Source organism: Reyranella massiliensis 521, from assembly GCF_000312425.1.
In the GTDB taxonomy this organism is placed as follows: Bacteria; Pseudomonadota; Alphaproteobacteria; order Reyranellales; family Reyranellaceae; genus Reyranella; species Reyranella massiliensis.
Window position 1 is genome coordinate 240,103 of sequence record NZ_HE997181.1, and the last position, 14,809, is coordinate 254,911.

Annotated in this window: 15 protein-coding genes; 6 read left to right on the plus strand and 9 right to left on the minus strand. The window is 65.8% G+C overall.

The window, feature by feature from the left end:
• Window positions 1-98: 98 nt before the first annotated feature.
• Window positions 99-938 (minus strand): DUF3108 domain-containing protein, encoded by an 840-nt coding sequence (locus BN60_RS01280; RefSeq protein ID WP_020694162.1) that lies wholly within the window; start codon window positions 936-938, stop codon window positions 99-101.
• A 104-nt stretch (window positions 939-1,042) separates the two neighbouring features.
• On the opposite strand from BN60_RS01280, the gene BN60_RS01285 reads away from it, so the two are divergent.
• From BN60_RS01285 to rpmB, 5 genes are all read left to right on the plus strand, one after another.
• Window positions 1,043-2,911 carry an ABCB family ABC transporter ATP-binding protein/permease gene (locus tag BN60_RS01285; RefSeq protein ID WP_020694163.1) on the plus strand — a complete coding sequence of 623 codons (1,869 nt, stop codon included), beginning with the start codon at window positions 1,043-1,045 and terminating at the stop codon, window positions 2,909-2,911.
• The gene (locus BN60_RS01290) at window positions 2,898-4,064 is read left to right on the plus strand and encodes an MFS transporter (protein WP_020694164.1); all 1,167 of its coding nucleotides are present in this window, start codon (window positions 2,898-2,900) and stop codon (window positions 4,062-4,064) included. The genes BN60_RS01285 and BN60_RS01290 overlap by 14 nt, the downstream gene beginning before the upstream one ends.
• Before the next feature lie 14 nt (window positions 4,065-4,078).
• Window positions 4,079-5,077, plus strand: coding sequence for a methylmalonyl Co-A mutase-associated GTPase MeaB (meaB, locus tag BN60_RS01295; protein WP_020694165.1), 999 nt, complete (start codon window positions 4,079-4,081; stop codon window positions 5,075-5,077).
• Window positions 5,067-5,549, plus strand: coding sequence for a YcgN family cysteine cluster protein (locus tag BN60_RS01300; RefSeq protein WP_020694166.1), 483 nt, complete (start codon window positions 5,067-5,069; stop codon window positions 5,547-5,549). Before meaB ends, BN60_RS01300 begins: the two co-directional genes overlap by 11 nt.
• Before the next feature lie 73 nt (window positions 5,550-5,622).
• Window positions 5,623-5,934: a 50S ribosomal protein L28 gene (gene rpmB / locus BN60_RS01305; protein WP_020694167.1), complete on the plus strand. Its 312-nt coding sequence runs from the start codon at window positions 5,623-5,625 to the stop codon at window positions 5,932-5,934.
• A 43-nt stretch (window positions 5,935-5,977) separates the two neighbouring features.
• On the opposite strand, the gene BN60_RS28465 is transcribed toward rpmB, so the two are convergent.
• The 4 genes from BN60_RS28465 to BN60_RS01325 all read right to left on the minus strand — a co-directional run bounded on the left by BN60_RS28465 (window position 5,978) and on the right by BN60_RS01325 (window position 10,548).
• Window positions 5,978-6,973, minus strand: coding sequence for an esterase-like activity of phytase family protein (locus BN60_RS28465; RefSeq protein WP_020694168.1), 996 nt, complete (start codon window positions 6,971-6,973; stop codon window positions 5,978-5,980).
• A gap of 5 nt (window positions 6,974-6,978) precedes the next feature.
• Complete coding sequence (gene cobT / locus BN60_RS01315) at window positions 6,979-8,919, minus strand: cobaltochelatase subunit CobT (RefSeq protein ID WP_020694169.1); 1,941 nt, start codon at window positions 8,917-8,919, stop codon at window positions 6,979-6,981.
• 15 nt (window positions 8,920-8,934) lie between these two features.
• Window positions 8,935-9,939, minus strand: a complete 1,005-nt coding sequence (gene cobS / locus BN60_RS01320; RefSeq protein ID WP_020694170.1) for a cobaltochelatase subunit CobS — start codon at window positions 9,937-9,939, stop codon at window positions 8,935-8,937.
• A 111-nt stretch (window positions 9,940-10,050) separates the two neighbouring features.
• Window positions 10,051-10,548, minus strand: a complete 498-nt coding sequence (locus tag BN60_RS01325; RefSeq protein ID WP_020694171.1) for a J domain-containing protein — start codon at window positions 10,546-10,548, stop codon at window positions 10,051-10,053.
• 131 nt (window positions 10,549-10,679) lie between these two features.
• Here BN60_RS01325 and BN60_RS01330 point away from each other — a divergent pair, with 131 nt between their 5' ends.
• Window positions 10,680-10,964 carry a BolA family protein gene (locus BN60_RS01330; RefSeq protein WP_020694172.1) on the plus strand — a complete coding sequence of 95 codons (285 nt, stop codon included), beginning with the start codon at window positions 10,680-10,682 and terminating at the stop codon, window positions 10,962-10,964.
• On the opposite strand, the gene BN60_RS01335 is transcribed toward BN60_RS01330, so the two are convergent.
• Genes BN60_RS01335 through BN60_RS01350 form a run of 4 tightly spaced genes read right to left on the minus strand, consistent with a single transcriptional unit; the run spans window position 10,961 to window position 14,645 of the window.
• A complete protein-coding gene (locus tag BN60_RS01335; RefSeq protein WP_020694173.1) occupies window positions 10,961-11,614 on the minus strand; it encodes a DUF2889 domain-containing protein in 654 nt (217 codons plus the stop codon). The two genes, BN60_RS01330 and BN60_RS01335, sit on opposite strands and share 4 nt — an antisense overlap.
• A gap of 23 nt (window positions 11,615-11,637) precedes the next feature.
• Window positions 11,638-12,945 carry an HlyC/CorC family transporter gene (locus BN60_RS01340; protein WP_020694174.1) on the minus strand — a complete coding sequence of 436 codons (1,308 nt, stop codon included), beginning with the start codon at window positions 12,943-12,945 and terminating at the stop codon, window positions 11,638-11,640.
• A 12-nt stretch (window positions 12,946-12,957) separates the two neighbouring features.
• Window positions 12,958-14,085 carry a 3-dehydroquinate synthase gene (aroB, locus tag BN60_RS01345; protein ID WP_020694175.1) on the minus strand — a complete coding sequence of 376 codons (1,128 nt, stop codon included), beginning with the start codon at window positions 14,083-14,085 and terminating at the stop codon, window positions 12,958-12,960.
• Window positions 14,082-14,645: a shikimate kinase gene (locus BN60_RS01350; RefSeq protein ID WP_020694176.1), complete on the minus strand. Its 564-nt coding sequence runs from the start codon at window positions 14,643-14,645 to the stop codon at window positions 14,082-14,084. Before BN60_RS01350 ends, aroB begins: the two co-directional genes overlap by 4 nt.
• Window positions 14,646-14,809: the final 164 nt, after the last annotated feature.

Below are 14,809 nucleotides of genomic sequence, written 5' to 3' on the forward strand. Positions count from 1 at the left end.
GCCTCGCTGCTCAAGATTCCGGCTGGCGTCGTCGTTGCGATGCCGGCCGGCCTTACCACCTTGTCTCCAGGTCGTGCCGAAGTCGGGTCGACGGCTGGTTAGCGTCGCATCGCCTGGCTTTCTTCGGGTGTAAGCGGGCGTTCGCGGAAGGAGAGTGTCCGGCCGCGCAGGGTGCCGAAGCCGGTCCGGGCTTCCATTTTGACCGGATAGCGGATCTGGGTCTGGTCCATGCGTGCCAGCCAGATCTTGATCGGCCGCTCGCGTTCGGTCTCGGCTTCCTTCGGTGCGTCGTAGAATTCGCCGGCGACACGCTTCGTGTAGATCTCGCAGACCAGCAGATCGCCTTGCACACCCGGTACGTCCGAGGTCGCGCCCGGCTCGGTGCCGACCTTCCTCAGAATGACGTCGATCCGCCGCTTGCCGTCGTTGCTCGGTACCGTGCGGTCGCAGGCATTGTCGCCGGCGAAGCCGACGCTCAGCGCCGCCGACAGGGGATCGAGAGAGCCGCGCTTCTGGTCGTCTGAGATCGACTGCTGCGGTGCGGGCTTCCACTCGGGATTGTGCGTTTCCTTCATGGCGCCGCCGGCATACTGCGCGATCCAGGTGCGCGGCTTGTCCCCGACGACGATCGAAAGCGAGCCGGCGCTGGGTTGGGCGCCTGCCGCCGTGAACCCGCCCCAGGCGCGGTTGCGGCCATCGTAATGGATGGTGACGGCGCGCAGCAGCCCTTCCTTGAAGGTGCGGGTCTCGACATCGTATTTCGCGCCGTTGAAGCGCGCCGTCAGGTCGATGCGAAAGCCGGAGAGGCCCGCAAAAGTGATTTCATAGGAGATGTCGACCTGGCGGGCTTCCTGCGCGGCGCCCGGTGTGGTTAGGGTGAGGCCGCCCGTGATGCCCATGCTCAAAGCAACCGTCAGCAAGGCCTTACGAAATCTCATGAAATCCCTTTCCAAAGGGGGCTTACTTCAGGTGTCCCAGCACGATAGAAGGCCGACGACCCCTGCGCCACTAAGACTGTACGTCCAATAAGGCAATTTTGGTCATGTCGCCGTCCGATAACGAAACTGTTCCCAAGGTGAATGCCTCGCGTACCTGGGGGGTCATGGCCATACTTGGTCGCCATTTGTGGCCGAAGGGTGAAAAGACCCTGCGGGTGCGCGTGGTCATTGCGCTGGCGATGCTGGTCCTGGCCAAGGTCGTCGCGGTCTATGTCCCGCTTCTCTACAAGCAGGCGGTCGATGCGCTGGGGTCGACGGCGGCCCAAGCTGTCGCCGTCCCTGTCGTACTGATCCTGGCCTACGGCACGGCGCGCGTGCTCTCGCAGGCCTTCGGCGAAATCCGCGACGCGGTGTTCGCGCCCGTCTCGCAGCGCGCGATCCGCAATCTCGCTTTGGAGGTCTTCGATCATCTGCATGCCCTGTCGCTGCGCTATCACCTGGAGCGGCAGACCGGCGGGCTGAGCCGCGTCATCGAACGCGGCACCCAGGGCATGGAATTCCTGATCCGCTTCACGACCTTCAACATCCTGCCGACACTGCTCGAGATCATGCTGGTCGGCGGCATCCTGTGGAGCCTCTACGACTGGCGCTTTTCAGCCGTCACGCTCGTGGTCATCGCCGGCTATGTGGTGTTCTCGATCATGCTTTCGGAATGGCGCATCAAGTTCGTGCGGCGCATGAACGATGCCGATACCGAGGCCAACGCCAAGGCGATCGACAGCCTGTTGAACTACGAGACGGTGAAGTATTTCGGCAACGAGGTGCACGAGGCGCGCCGTTTCGATGTCGGGCGGCGCCGCTACGAGATTGCCGCGATTCGTTCCAGCCGAACCCTGTCGTTGCTCAATGTCGGCCAAGGAACCATCATTTCGATCGGCCTGGTCGCCGTCATGGTGATGGCGGGTTCGGGCGTCGTGCAGGGAACGATGACGATCGGCGACTTCGTCGCCGTGAACACCTTCCTCATCCAGCTCTATATGCCGCTCAACATGCTGGGCTTCGCCTACCGGGAAATCCGCAACGCGCTCGTCAACATGGAGAAGATGTTCGGTCTGCTCGAGGTGCCGGCGGAGATCGCCGACCGGCCGGGCGCGCCTGCGCTCAAGGTGGAGGGCGGCGAGATCGTGTTCGATCATGTCGATTTCCACTACGAACCGGCGCGGCCGATCCTGCACGATGTCAGCTTCCGCGTGCCGGCTGGCCATACAGTAGCGATCGTGGGGTCGAGCGGCGCCGGCAAATCGACCGTGTCGCGCATCCTGTTTCGCTTCTACGACGTGGCTTCTGGCAGCGTGCGCATCGACGGTCAGGACATCCGCGACGTGACGCAGTCGAGCCTGCGGGCGGCCATCGGTGTGGTGCCGCAGGACACTGTCCTGTTCAACGATACGATCTACTACAACATCGCCTACGGCCGGCCGGACGCGACGCGCGAAGAGGTGGAGCAGGCCGCGCGCCTGGCCCGCATTCACGATTTCATCATGGCGCTGCCGCAGGGCTACGAGGCGACGGTCGGCGAGCGCGGGCTGAAGCTTTCGGGCGGCGAGAAGCAGCGCGTGGCGATAGCCCGCACCATCCTGAAGAACCCGGCGATCCTGCTGTTCGACGAGGCGACCAGCGCCCTCGATACGCGCACCGAGCAGGAAATCCAGCGCTCGCTGGAAGAGGTGAGCCGCGGCCGTACGACGGTAGTCATCGCGCACCGGCTCTCGACCATTATCAATGCCGACGAGATCATCGTGCTCGATCGCGGCCGGGTCGTCGAGCGCGGGCATCATGCAGATCTGCTGGCCATGAACGGCGCCTATGCCGAGATGTGGCGGCGCCAGCAGGAAGCCGCAGCCGAAGCCGAGCGAAAGGTCGAGGAGCCGCCGTCCCTGCGGTCGGAAGGCCATCTGCGTGTCGCCGAGTAACGTAGCGTCCGCGGGCGTCGCCAATCCCTGGCGCGCGCTGCTGCCGATCTACCTCGCTTGCCTTGCCTTTGGCATCCAGGTCGGCACTTCCATGCCGCTGGTCCCGCTGGCGCTGGAGCGGCAGGGCGTCGACAAGTTCATGATCGGTATCGTGGGGGCGGCCTGGGGTGTGGGCATGATCGCGACCACGCCGTTCGTGCCGGCCCTTGTCGCACGGCTGGGGGCGGTGCCGCTGATCTGCGGATCGGCGGTCGTCAGCGCCGCATTGTCGGTGGCTTTCGCGCTCACCGAGGGCGTGCCGCTGTGGTTCACGCTCACGCTGCTTCAAGGCGTGGTCGGCGGCGTGCCGTGGGTCGTGAGCGAGATCTGGATCAACCTGGTGGTCGACGAGAAACGCCGTGGCCGTGCCATGGCGGTCTACGCGACCCTGATCGCCGCCGGCATGGCGCTTGGTCCTCTGATCCTGCAGTTCGTCGGCCTCTATGGGCCGCGCCCCTTTCTGGTGGCCGCCGGGATCATGCTCGTTGTCATTCTGCCGCTGCTGCCGGCATGGAAGTCGGCGCCACCCGTGACGCTGGTCGAGAATAGCGGCCTGTGGCGTGTCATACGGGCGGCGCCCGTGGCCATGCTGGCGGCTTTTGCCTGCGGGTTGGGCGAGCAGGTCGCCTTCAGCTTTCTGCCAATCTTCGCGGTCGGCGCAAATGTCTCGGCCGAAACGGGGGCGCTGTGGCTCTCGGCGTTCGTGATCGGCAACATCGTCCTTCAGTGGCCGATCGGCTGGGCGGCCGACGAACTCGATCGCCGTTCCGTGCTGGCTGTCTGCGCATTGGCGAGTGCCGCGCTGGTGGCGTCGATCGGATTCATCGATCCGCAGTCGTACGGCATCCTGGGCGTGCTGGTGCTGTGGGGCGGCATTTCCTTCGGCATCTACACCGTCGGCCTGGCGCTGCTGGGCCAGCATTTCAGCGGCGGCGACATTGCCCGCGCCAATGCCGCTTTCACCATCATGTATACCGTGGCGGGTCTGGTCGGCCGGCCGATTGCCGGCGGCGCCATGGATGTGATGGGCCGGTCCGGCATGACCTTCACGGTGATGTTTTTCTACGCCTTTGCGGGCGTGGCCGCCTTGCTGGCAATGCGCCGTCGCGGCTGATAAACCTCCGCCGCATGAGCGCGTCTGTCGCCATATCGGATAGTTCCGCCGATCCGCTGCTTGCGCCGCTGCTCGCGGGCGACCGGCGGGCACTGGCGCAGGCCATCACCCTGATCGAATCGACACGCAGCGACCATCGCGCGCGCGCCGATGCGTTGCTCGCCGCGATATTGCCGCACAGCGGCAAGTCGGTGCGGCTCGGCATCACCGGCGTGCCCGGCGTCGGCAAATCGACCCTGATCGAACGCTTCGGCCTGTCGCTGCTGGAGCGCGGGCGCTCGCTGGCCGTGTTGGCGATCGATCCTTCCTCGAAGCGCGGCGGCGGCTCGATCCTGGGCGACAAGACACGCATGGAGGAGCTGTCGCGCCGGCATGAGGCCTTCATCCGGCCGTCGCCGGCGGGCATCACCTTGGGCGGCGTGGCCCGGCGGACCCGCGAGACCATGCTGCTGGTCGAGGCCGCGGGTTTCGACACGGTGATCGTCGAGACGGTAGGCGTCGGCCAGTCGGAGACGGCCGTCGCCGACATGGTCGACATGTTCATCGTCCTGCTGCTGCCGGCAGGCGGCGACGATTTGCAGGGCATCAAGCGCGGCGTGATCGAACTCGCCGACCTCATCGTGGTCAACAAGGCCGATGGCGATCTCAAGGCCACGGCGAAGCGGTCGGCTTCCGACTATCAGCACGCGCTGCGCATGCTGCGCTCGCCGACTGCTGGATGGACACCGGAGGTCACGACCTCCTCCGCCCAGACGGGCGAGGGCGTGGCGGAGATCTGGCAGATCGTCGAACGATTCAATGCCGCCGTCGGCGAGAAGGGTATCGCCCGGCGCCGGGCGGAGCAGGCCCGAGCCTGGATGTGGAACGAGGTCGGCGAGACGCTCCTGGCCGAGCTGCGCCGACACCCCGAGGTCCGCAAGCTGGTGAGCGGGCTGGAGCGCGAAGTCGAGGCAGGTCGGGCTACCCCGGCGGCAGCGGCCCGGCGTATGCTGGAGGCCTTCCATGGCCGCTAAATCGCTCCTGAGACGCGCCCGCCGCGCTGCCGAAGCCCAGAAGGAACCCTTCTGGAAGCGCAAGACCCTGGCGCAGATGACCAAGCAGGAGTGGGAATCGCTCTGCGACGGCTGCGGCATGTGCTGCGTCAACAAGCTGGAAGACGAGGGCACCGGCGAGCTCGCCCAGACCGATACCTGCTGCAAGCTCCTGGACCCCAAGACGGCCCGCTGCCGGGACTACAAGAACCGTAAGAAGATCGTGCCCGACTGTATCCAGCTCACCCCAAAGGTTGTGGCCAAGATGGATTGGCTCCCCAAGACCTGTGGGTACCGGCTGGTCCATTTCGGCCAGGACCTCTATTGGTGGCATCCTTTGATCTCGGGCGATCCGAACACTGTGCACGATGCCGGAATCTCGGCCCGCGGCCGGGTAATTCCCGAGGATCAGGTCGAGGATATCAGCGAAAGAGTCGTGGACTGGTTTGCTTGACGGGACCCGCTTCGGCCCGTAAAAAGCCCGCCTTCCCGCCCTTCGGCGGGATCGTTTTTTAGCGGATATCGCCATGCCTCGTCGTTGCGCCCTTTCGGGCAAGGCCGTTCAGTACGGCAACAATGTGAGCCACGCGAACAACAAGTCGCGGCGTCGCTTCATGTCCAACCTGCAGGTCGCTTCGGTCCTGTCCGACGCGTTGGGCCACTCTGTGCGCCTGCGTCTGACGCCGCGCGGCATCAAGACGATCGAGCACAATGGCGGCATCGACGCCTACCTGCTCGGCACCAACGACAGCAAGCTCAGCCCGGAGATGAAGGTGCTGAAGCGTCGCGTCGTGTCGGCCAAGACCAAGAAGGACGCCAAGGTCGCAGCCGCGGCCTAAGCTCTTCCTTTCTCTCCTCCCCAATCGATTGGGGAGGACGGCGCTATGGCGCCAGCTCGAACAGCATCAAGATATTGCGCTGAAGCGGATTGAAGTTGTCGTCCGAGATCAGCCACAGCAACGTCTCGCCGCGTGCGCCGCGGCTCGACGACAGGCCTTCGAGATTGTCGACAGGATAGGGCGAGGCGAGGAACGCGAGTTCTTCCGCCTTCACCGTCGCGCCCGGCTTGAGCTGTGCGGCCTCGAAATGCATGGCCCGCACGCGCACGCCGCGTATCAGATCGAACGCCCGTTCGAGAGTAGCGAAGGACCCGTCGGGGAGCACGGTGATGGCGGTCGGCCTGAAGTTGGGGATCGTGGCGTAGCTGAAGCTGCTCCAGGTGTAGCGGCCGTTTCCGGTGGGCTGCCCGATCCAGCCAACGACGCTCTCGGGCTTGAGGCTGTATTCCTCGCTGATCGCGATCACGGTGCCGTCGGGCAGCGCCGTCAGCGCCTCGATACCACCATTAGAAGGCTGGCGGCCGATATCGGCCGGCCCCTCGATGGGCAGCGGCAGGGCATCGAGCGTGCGGTACTGCCACAGCCGATGCCGGCGCTCGAAGGCCACCAGCCACGATCCGTCGGGCAGGCGTGCCATCGCTTCGGCATCGGCCTCGGCCTTCTTCTCGATCAGCTTGCCGTCGAGACCGTGCATCTGGCCGATGGTTGCCGTACTCAGACCGGCGAGATCGCCCTTGGCATCGTAGTCGATGATGGCGGTAAGCCAGGCGCCTTCATCGGAGATCGAGGTGAGCGAGCGGCCATCAGGCGTGACGTGCAGGTCGGACCAGCCGCCGAAGTGGGGCGAATCCGCCTTCATCTCGATGCCGCCGCGCCAGATCAGACGGCCGATACGGGTCGCGTCCGGCTCGTCGAGCTTGAAGGTGAGCGCAGAACTGTGGATCGCGACCGGCTTTTCCTGCGCCTCGGCCGGAGGCGGCGAGACGCTGGTGCAGGCCGCGACAAGCAGGCAGAGCGTAAGAAGGAAGCGGTTCGCCACCGGGGTTAGGCGGCGCGCTTGCCGGATTTACCGCTGGTCTTGCCTGGAGTCGCCTTGGCGCCGCCGCGGCCACGCTGGCCGCCGCCGCGAGCCGCGCGCACGTCCTTGGCGTCCTCCTCGTCGAACAGCGAGGCGAGCTGCTCCATCATCGTGCCGCCGAGCTGGTCGGCGTCGACGATGGTGACGGCGCGGCGGTAGTAGCGCGTGACGTCGTGGCCGATGCCGATGGCAATCAGCTCGACCGGCGAGCGCGTCTCGATCCAGTCGATGACGTCGCGCAGGTGGCGTTCGAGATAGTTGCCCGGATTGACCGACAGCGTGGAATCGTCGACCGGCGCGCCATCCGAGATCACCATCATGATCTTGCGCTCTTCGGGGCGCGGCAGCAGGCGGTTGTGTGCCCAGAGCAGCGCTTCGCCGTCGATGTTCTCCTTGAGGATACCCTCGCGCAGCATCAGGCCGAGATTCTTGCGGGCGCGCCGCCACGGGGCGTCGGCCGGCTTGTAGATGATGTGGCGCAGATCGTTGAGACGCCCCGGATTGGCCGGCTTGCCGGCGGCGAGCCACTGCTCGCGGCTCTGGCCACCCTTCCAGGCGCGCGTCGTGAAGCCCAGGATCTCGACCTTGACGCCGCAGCGCTCGAGCGTGCGAGCTAGGATGTCGGCACTCATGGCCGCGACCGTGATCGGCCGGCCGCGCATGGAACCGGAATTGTCGATCAGCAGCGACACGACGGTGTCGCGGAAGTTCGTGTCCTTCTCCTTCTTGAAGGAGAGGGCATGCATGGGATTCGCGACGATGCGGGCCAAACGCGCCGCGTCGAGCGTGCCTTCGTCGAGGTCGAAGTCCCAGGAGCGATTCTGCTGCGCCATCAGGCGGCGCTGCAGCCGGTTGGCCAGCTTGCCGATCACGCCCTGCAGGTGCGAGAGCTGCTGGTCCAAGTGATTGCGCAGGCGGCCGAGTTCCTCGGCGTCGCACAGCTGGTCGGCTTCGACGATCTCGTCGAACTTCACCGTATAGGCGTGATACTGCTGGCCCAGCGGCTCGTTGGAAAGCGCACCCGGCGGCAGCCACGGACGTTCCGCGCGGCCGGGCTCCTCTTCGTCGCCCGAGCCCATCTGCATCTCGGTCTGGGCCTGGTCGGCGACGGTCTCCGAGGCATCTTCCTGCTCGGAGGCGTCCTCAGTCTCTTCGCCCTGGGCGCCGTAGCCCTGGGTCTCGCTCGAATCGCTCTGATCGTCGCCGGTCTCGTTGGACTGACCGTCCGCGTTCTCCTGATCCTGGCTCTCTTCGGTGTCGTCGTCCTGCAGGTCGGCCGTTTCGTCGCCGAGCTTGAGGTCGCGAATGAGCTGGCGCGCGGCGCGCGCAAAGGTTTCCTGGTTGCCGAGAGAATCGCGCAGCTTCTGGAAGTCACGGCCGGCCGCGCTCTCCACATCGGCGCGCCACATGTCGACCATCGCCTTGGCGGACTCAGGCGGTGCGGCGCCGAGCAGCTGCTCGCGCGCGATCAGCCCGATCACGTCGGCGAGTGGCGCATCTTCCTTGGTCTTGATGCGGGCGTGGCCGCGCTGGTCGGAGCGCTGGCGCCACAGGGCCGCGAGATTGTCGGCGACGCCGGCCATCTTGCGGGCGCCCAGAGCCTCGACGCGGACCTGTTCGACCGCCTCGAAGATCGCGCGGGCGGTCTCGCCGCGCGGCACGCGGCGCAGATGGGTCTTACGGTCGTGATGGCGCAGCTTCAGCGCCATCGAATCGGCTTCGCCGCGGACACGGCTGACATCCTCGACCGGCAAGTCCCGCGCCGGCACGGTGATGCGGGCCTCGCTGCCGAGCAGCGAGCCACCATCGGGAACGAACGAGACGTTCACTTCCTTGCGCGAAACCGCCCGCATTGTGGTGGCGGTGACGCGGCGGAACTCCTCGAGGGGAGTCGTGTCCTTGGCCATGGAGGCGCTCTCTACCTAGTGCAGCTTGCCGCCCTTGGCGCTGCCGGCCGGCAATTCCTTGCCGAAGCAGCGCTGGTAGTACTCGGCGAGCGTGCTGCGCTCGACCTCGTCGCACTTGTTGAGGAAGGTGAGACGGAATGCGAAGCCGACATCACCGCCGAAGATGCGCGCGTTCTCGGCCCAGGTGATCACCGTACGCGGCGACATCACGGTCGAGATATCGCCGGCGATGAAGCCGGCGCGCGTCAGGTCGGCGAGCGCCACCATGGCGGAGATCGTCTTGCGGCCTTCGTCGTTGTCGTAGAACGGCGTCTTGGCCGAGACGATGTTCACTTCCTGATCGTGCGGCAGGTAGTTCAGCGTCGTCACGATCGACCAGCGGTCCATCTGGCCCTGGTTGATCTGCTGCGTACCGTGATAGAGGCCGGTCGTGTCGCCGAGGCCGACCGTGTTGGCGGTCGAGAACAGGCGGAAGGCCGGGTGAGGGCGGATCACCTTGTTCTGGTCGAGCAGGGTGAGCTTGCCTTCGACTTCGAGCACGCGCTGGATCACGAACATCACGTCGGCGCGGCCGGCGTCGTATTCGTCGAACACCAGAGCGGTCGGGTTCTGCAGCGCCCAGGGCAGGATGCCTTCACGGAATTCCGTGATCTGCTTGCCGTCGCGCAGCACGATCGCATCCTTGCCGATAAGATCGATACGGCTGATGTGGCTGTCGAGGTTGACGCGGATGCAAGGCCAGTTGAGGCGCGCCGCGACCTGCTCGATGTGGGTCGACTTGCCGGTACCGTGATAGCCCTGGACCATGACACGGCGGTTGTGGGCGAAGCCAGCGAGGATCGCCATCGTCGTGTCGTGATCGAACAGGTAGGCGTCATCGACTTCGGGGACATGTTCGGTCGCCGCGCTGAAAGCAGGCACCTCCATGTCGGTGTCGATGCCAAACAGCTGGCGGGCGGAAACCTTGATATCCGGCATGCCCGACACATTCTGGCGGGCCGCGGTCGTCGTCGAAGCCATCACACGGATCCTACAAAACAATGCCCGCCAAATTGCGGGCAAAACAATAGTCGCAGGCCAGTTTGTGCACCGCAAGCGGCCAATTGGCGGGTCTGCCCTGAGCAGGGCTAATCACTCCACGGGAAGGTGCTCCGAGGCCCGCAGAGTGGAATAGGCGGCGTTGATTTCCTTGAGCTTTTCCTCGGCCGCCCGGGCCCCGCCATTGGCATCCGGGTGGTGCAGCTTGACCAGCGCCTTGTAACGAGATTTCACGACAGCCTGAGTAAGCGGCCATGAAAGTTCAAGGACATCGAGGGCGTTGCGCTCGGCCGGTGTCAGTTGCTCGCTGCCATCGAGTTTGGGCGGCGGCCGCTCGCCCAGGCCCGCATCGTCGGCCAGGCCCAGCGGGTCCTTCAGATTGGCGTAGGAATTGCCGTTGCGCCGGGCGCCGAGCGGCCAGACCGGCCGGCGCCAGGTCGTATCCGCGCGGATATGAGCTTCGATCTGATCGGCGCCGAGGCCGGCGAAGTAGTCCCACTTCTTATTATACTCGCGGACGTGCTCCAGGCAGAACCAGCGGTACTCGTCGAGACGATCGCGCGCGCGAGGCGCGCGGAACTCGCCCTGCATCCGGCAGCCGGGCGCTTCGCAGACCCGCTGATGCGGGAGCGGCCCGTCTGTGGCCGTCAGTGGTTTGGCTCGCCGTCGAGACATTCGGCTAATATGTGTTCGGGAGTTGCAGTGAGCAAGAGAGGCAAGTGATGGGCAAGGTTGCGATGGCGATTGACAGTAAACTCCGGACGGCATTCGCGCCGGCGCGTCTTGCCATCGAAGACGAATCGTCAAAGCATCATGGCCATGCGGGTTGGCGCGAAGGCGGCGAGACGCATTTCCGGGTCGAGATCGTGTCGGCGGCCTTCGAGGGACAGAACCGCGTGGCGCGGCAGCGTTTGGTCTACGCCGCGCTCAAGCAGGAACTCGACGCCGGCCTGCACGCGCTCGCATTGACGACATTGACGCCGGCCGAAGACGCGAAGCGAAGCTAGCCTTCCATCTCCACTTCCTTGCCGGCGTTGGCGGCGCGCACGGCTTCGGCGTCGGGGCCGGTGTAGAAGTCCGGCACCCAGCGCTTGGTGATCTCGCTGTCCGATGCCCAGGTGTGGCAGGTGTCGAGCATGTAGGGCCTGCGCCGCGGCTTCTTGGGCGCATCCGGATCGGTTGCGGGCAACGTGCCTGCCTTCTCGCGATGGGCGCGGTTGAGTTCGGCGGCCTTCTTCGAGGAGACGGTCTGGAACGCCGTCGTCGCGACCGGCCCCAGCAGTTCGACGATATGCGTGCAGCCGTGAACGCCGCCCAGTCGCGCGCGCACCTCGCGATGGAAGCCGCCGCCGATCCGCAAGCCGATCAGCTTCTTGAACGCGGGCGTGATGTCGCCGCACATGCGATAGGGCGACTTGTCGGTCACCGCCTCTACATCGACGATCGTGAACTTGTGGTCGAGGGTCAGGCGGATCGACATGTCGTGCACGAAGTCGCCGGGCTGGAGCGGCCCGCGCCATTCATTGGCGTGCTCGTAGGACTTCTCGTCGGTGATACGGCCTTCGATGTCCCAAAGTCCGTCCTCGCGGAAGAAGCCCTGGCAGGTGACGCGACGCGTGTGGAGATGCTGTCGGCCGACTGGCGGCGGAAGCGGCATGGTCGTTCCCTTGGTAAATGGGGTCAGTCGGCCGCTTGTATGGCCGCGGGCGGCACGATTCGCAACTCGGCGATGCGGGTGCCTTCGCGCTTCAATATCTCGAAGCGAAATCCGTAAAAGGCATAGGTTTGGCCCACTTCCGGGATGCGGCGTGCCTCGTGCAGGACCAGGCCCGCGATGGTCGTGGCCACGCCCTCCGGCAGGCCCCAGCCAAACTCGCGGTTGAGGTCGCGGATCGGCACATCGCCCTGGCAGAGCAGGCTGCCGTCGTCGCGGCGCAGGACGCCGCGGCGGATCGCATCGTGCTCGTCCTCGATGTCGCCGACGATCTCTTCGAGAATGTCTTCGAGGGTGACGATTCCCCGGAGGGCGCCGTATTCGTCGACGACGATGGCGAAATGTTCGTGGCGTGCGCGAAATGCCTCGAGCTGATCGAATAGGATCGTCGACTCCGGAATGAACCAGGGGGGCGTCATCACCGCGTCGATCTTGACGGAGTCGATGGTGCCCTGTGCCGCCTTGATGGCGCGGAACAGGTCCTTGGCATGCATCACGCCCACGACATTGTCCGCCTCGCCGCGATAGAGCGGAATGCGCGTATAGGGCGCCGCCAGCATCTGGGCCACGATCGCGTCGACCGGCTGGTCGGCATCGATCAACGCGACATTGCCGCGGTGGGTCATGACGTCGCCCACGGTGCGGTCGCCGAGGTCGAGCACGGAGCGCAGCATCGCCTTTTCGGCGGGCGCGTCCTCGTCGGTAAGATCTGCACCATGCAGTTCGATGGCGCCGCGCAGCAGGTCGCTATGTTCCTTGGCGTCGAGCGAACGGTCGGTGCGCACGTTCATCAGGCCGAGGAAGAAGCGTGAGATCCACGCCACGCCGCGTGCCAGCGGCCCCAGGATCGCCACGGTGAACAGGATGGAGGGCGCCAGGGTCAGCGCCACCCGGTCGGCGCGCATCAGCGCCCAGGTCTTGGGCATGACCTCGGCGAAGATCACGATCATCACGCCGATCGCCAGGGTCGCATAGAGGATGCCGGCCGCGCCGAACAGGGCCGTCAGAACCGCCGTCGTCAGCGAGGCCGAGAAGATGTTGACCACATTGTTGCCGAGCAGGACGGCACTGACGGTCTCGTCCTTGCGGTCGAGCAGCTGGTTGATCATGGTCGCCCGCTTGTTGCCCTGCTGGGCAAGGCGATGCATGCGGGGCCGCGACGCGCCGGTGATCGCCGTCTCGGCCGCCGAAAGATAGGCCGCCAGCAGCAGGCAGAGCACGACCAGCGGCACTGCAATCGAAAGCGGCAGATCGAAATGAAGCTCCGTGTCCATCGCCGCCGGGCCCTAGGCCGCGATGGCGTCGTCGAGCAGGCCGCGCAACCCTGTCTCGTCGACCTCGCGCGTCACGAAGGCTTTGCCGATACCGCGGGCCAGCACGAAGGTGAGCTTGCCACCCTCGGCTTTCTTGTCGCCGCGCATGTGCTCGACCAGCCGTGCAGCGTCCCAGCGCCGCGAATTGTCGCCGCCGATCGTACGCAGCCGCACCGGCAGTCCAACGGCGCCGAGATGGCGACGCACGCGTTGGGCATCGGCCGCCGGGCAGAGGCCCAGCCGCGCGGAGAGATCGAAGGCCATGGCCATGCCGGCGCCGACCGCCTCGCCATGCAGCAGTTCCGACCCGAAGCCGGTTTCCGCTTCCAGCGCATGGCCGAACGTATGGCCGAGGTTGAGGAGAGCGCGCAGATCGGTCGTCTCGCGTTCGTCGGCGGCCACGATGCGGGCCTTCGAGAGACAGCTTTGCTCGATGGCATAGGTCCGTGCCGCGGCATCGCCGCCGAGCACCGCCGAGCCGTTGGCCTCGCACCAATCCCAGAACGCCGGATCGTCGATCAGCCCGTACTTGGCCACTTCGGCATAGCCCGCCAGCAGCTCGCGACGCGGCAGGCTGTCGAGCACTGTGGTATCGGCCAGCACGAGGCGCGGTTGATAGAAGGAGCCGACAAGGTTCTTGCCGTGGCGCGTGTTGATGCCGGTCTTGCCGCCGACCGAGGAATCGACCTGGGCAAGGAGGGTGGTCGGTACCTGGATGAAATCGACGCCACGCAGCAGCACCGAGGCAGCAAAGCCCGTGAGGTCGCCGACCACGCCGCCGCCCAGTGCGACCAGGGTTGTCTTGCGGTCCGGCCGGTGGTCGAGCAGCTCATTCATCAGCCGGGCAAAGCTTGAGAATTCCTTGCTGCTTTCGCCCGCGGGCACGGTGACTGTCGTCGCCTTGATGCCAGCCTTCTCGAACGAGGCCGCGAGCCGAGCGCCATAGAGCGGAGCGACGGTTTCGTCGCTGACGATGGTGACGCGCGGGGCGGCCAGCAGCGGGCGCGACAAGTCGCCGGCGCGGTCGATCAGGCTGGGGCCGATCGCGATATCGTAGCTGCGGCCGGCGAGATCGACCCGGATCGTGCGGGCGGCGCTCATCTGTCCACTCCGGCGGATGGAGCCTGGAGATGGGCGCGCAACGCGTCGATCACCTGCTCCGTGGTGCGGTCGGCAGGCTGGGCCGTCGATTCAACGGTGAGATCGGCTTCGGCGTAGATCGGATAACGTTGTTGCATGAGGCGGTCGAGAATCTCCTTGGGATCGCCCTGGCGCAAGAGGGGGCGATGGGTGCGCTTCTTCACGCGATCGAACAGAACGTCGAGTTCGGCGCGAAGCCACACGGTTATGGCCTTGGTGCGCATCAGGGCGCGCGTCTCGTTGTCTATATAGGCGCCGCCGCCGGTCGAGAGCACCAGCGGGGGCTGTTCGAGCAGGCGGGCAATCACCCGGCGTTCGCCGGCGCGAAACTCCTGCTCGCCGTACTTCTCGAAGAATTCCGAGATGGTGCAGCCTGCGGCGCGCTCGATTTCGTCGTCGGCGTCCACGAACGGCAGGCCAAGCCTTGCCGCCAGCCGCTTACCGATGGCGCTCTTGCCCGCGCCCATCAGCCCGACAAGGGCCACGGTGCGCGGCAAGGACAGGGGAGAAGAGGCGTCCATGGCGAGCTGCCCCTTGCATGTCGCCTATAATTCCCTGTGTTTCAAGCGATTGGGCCGCAACGATTGCCGCTGTGGCATCGGTTGGGTAGTTTGCCCGCGTCGTGCCCATGTTCCGTTCCCGAAACCGCTTCAGCGTACCCACCTTGCGCTTCGGCCCCGTGCTA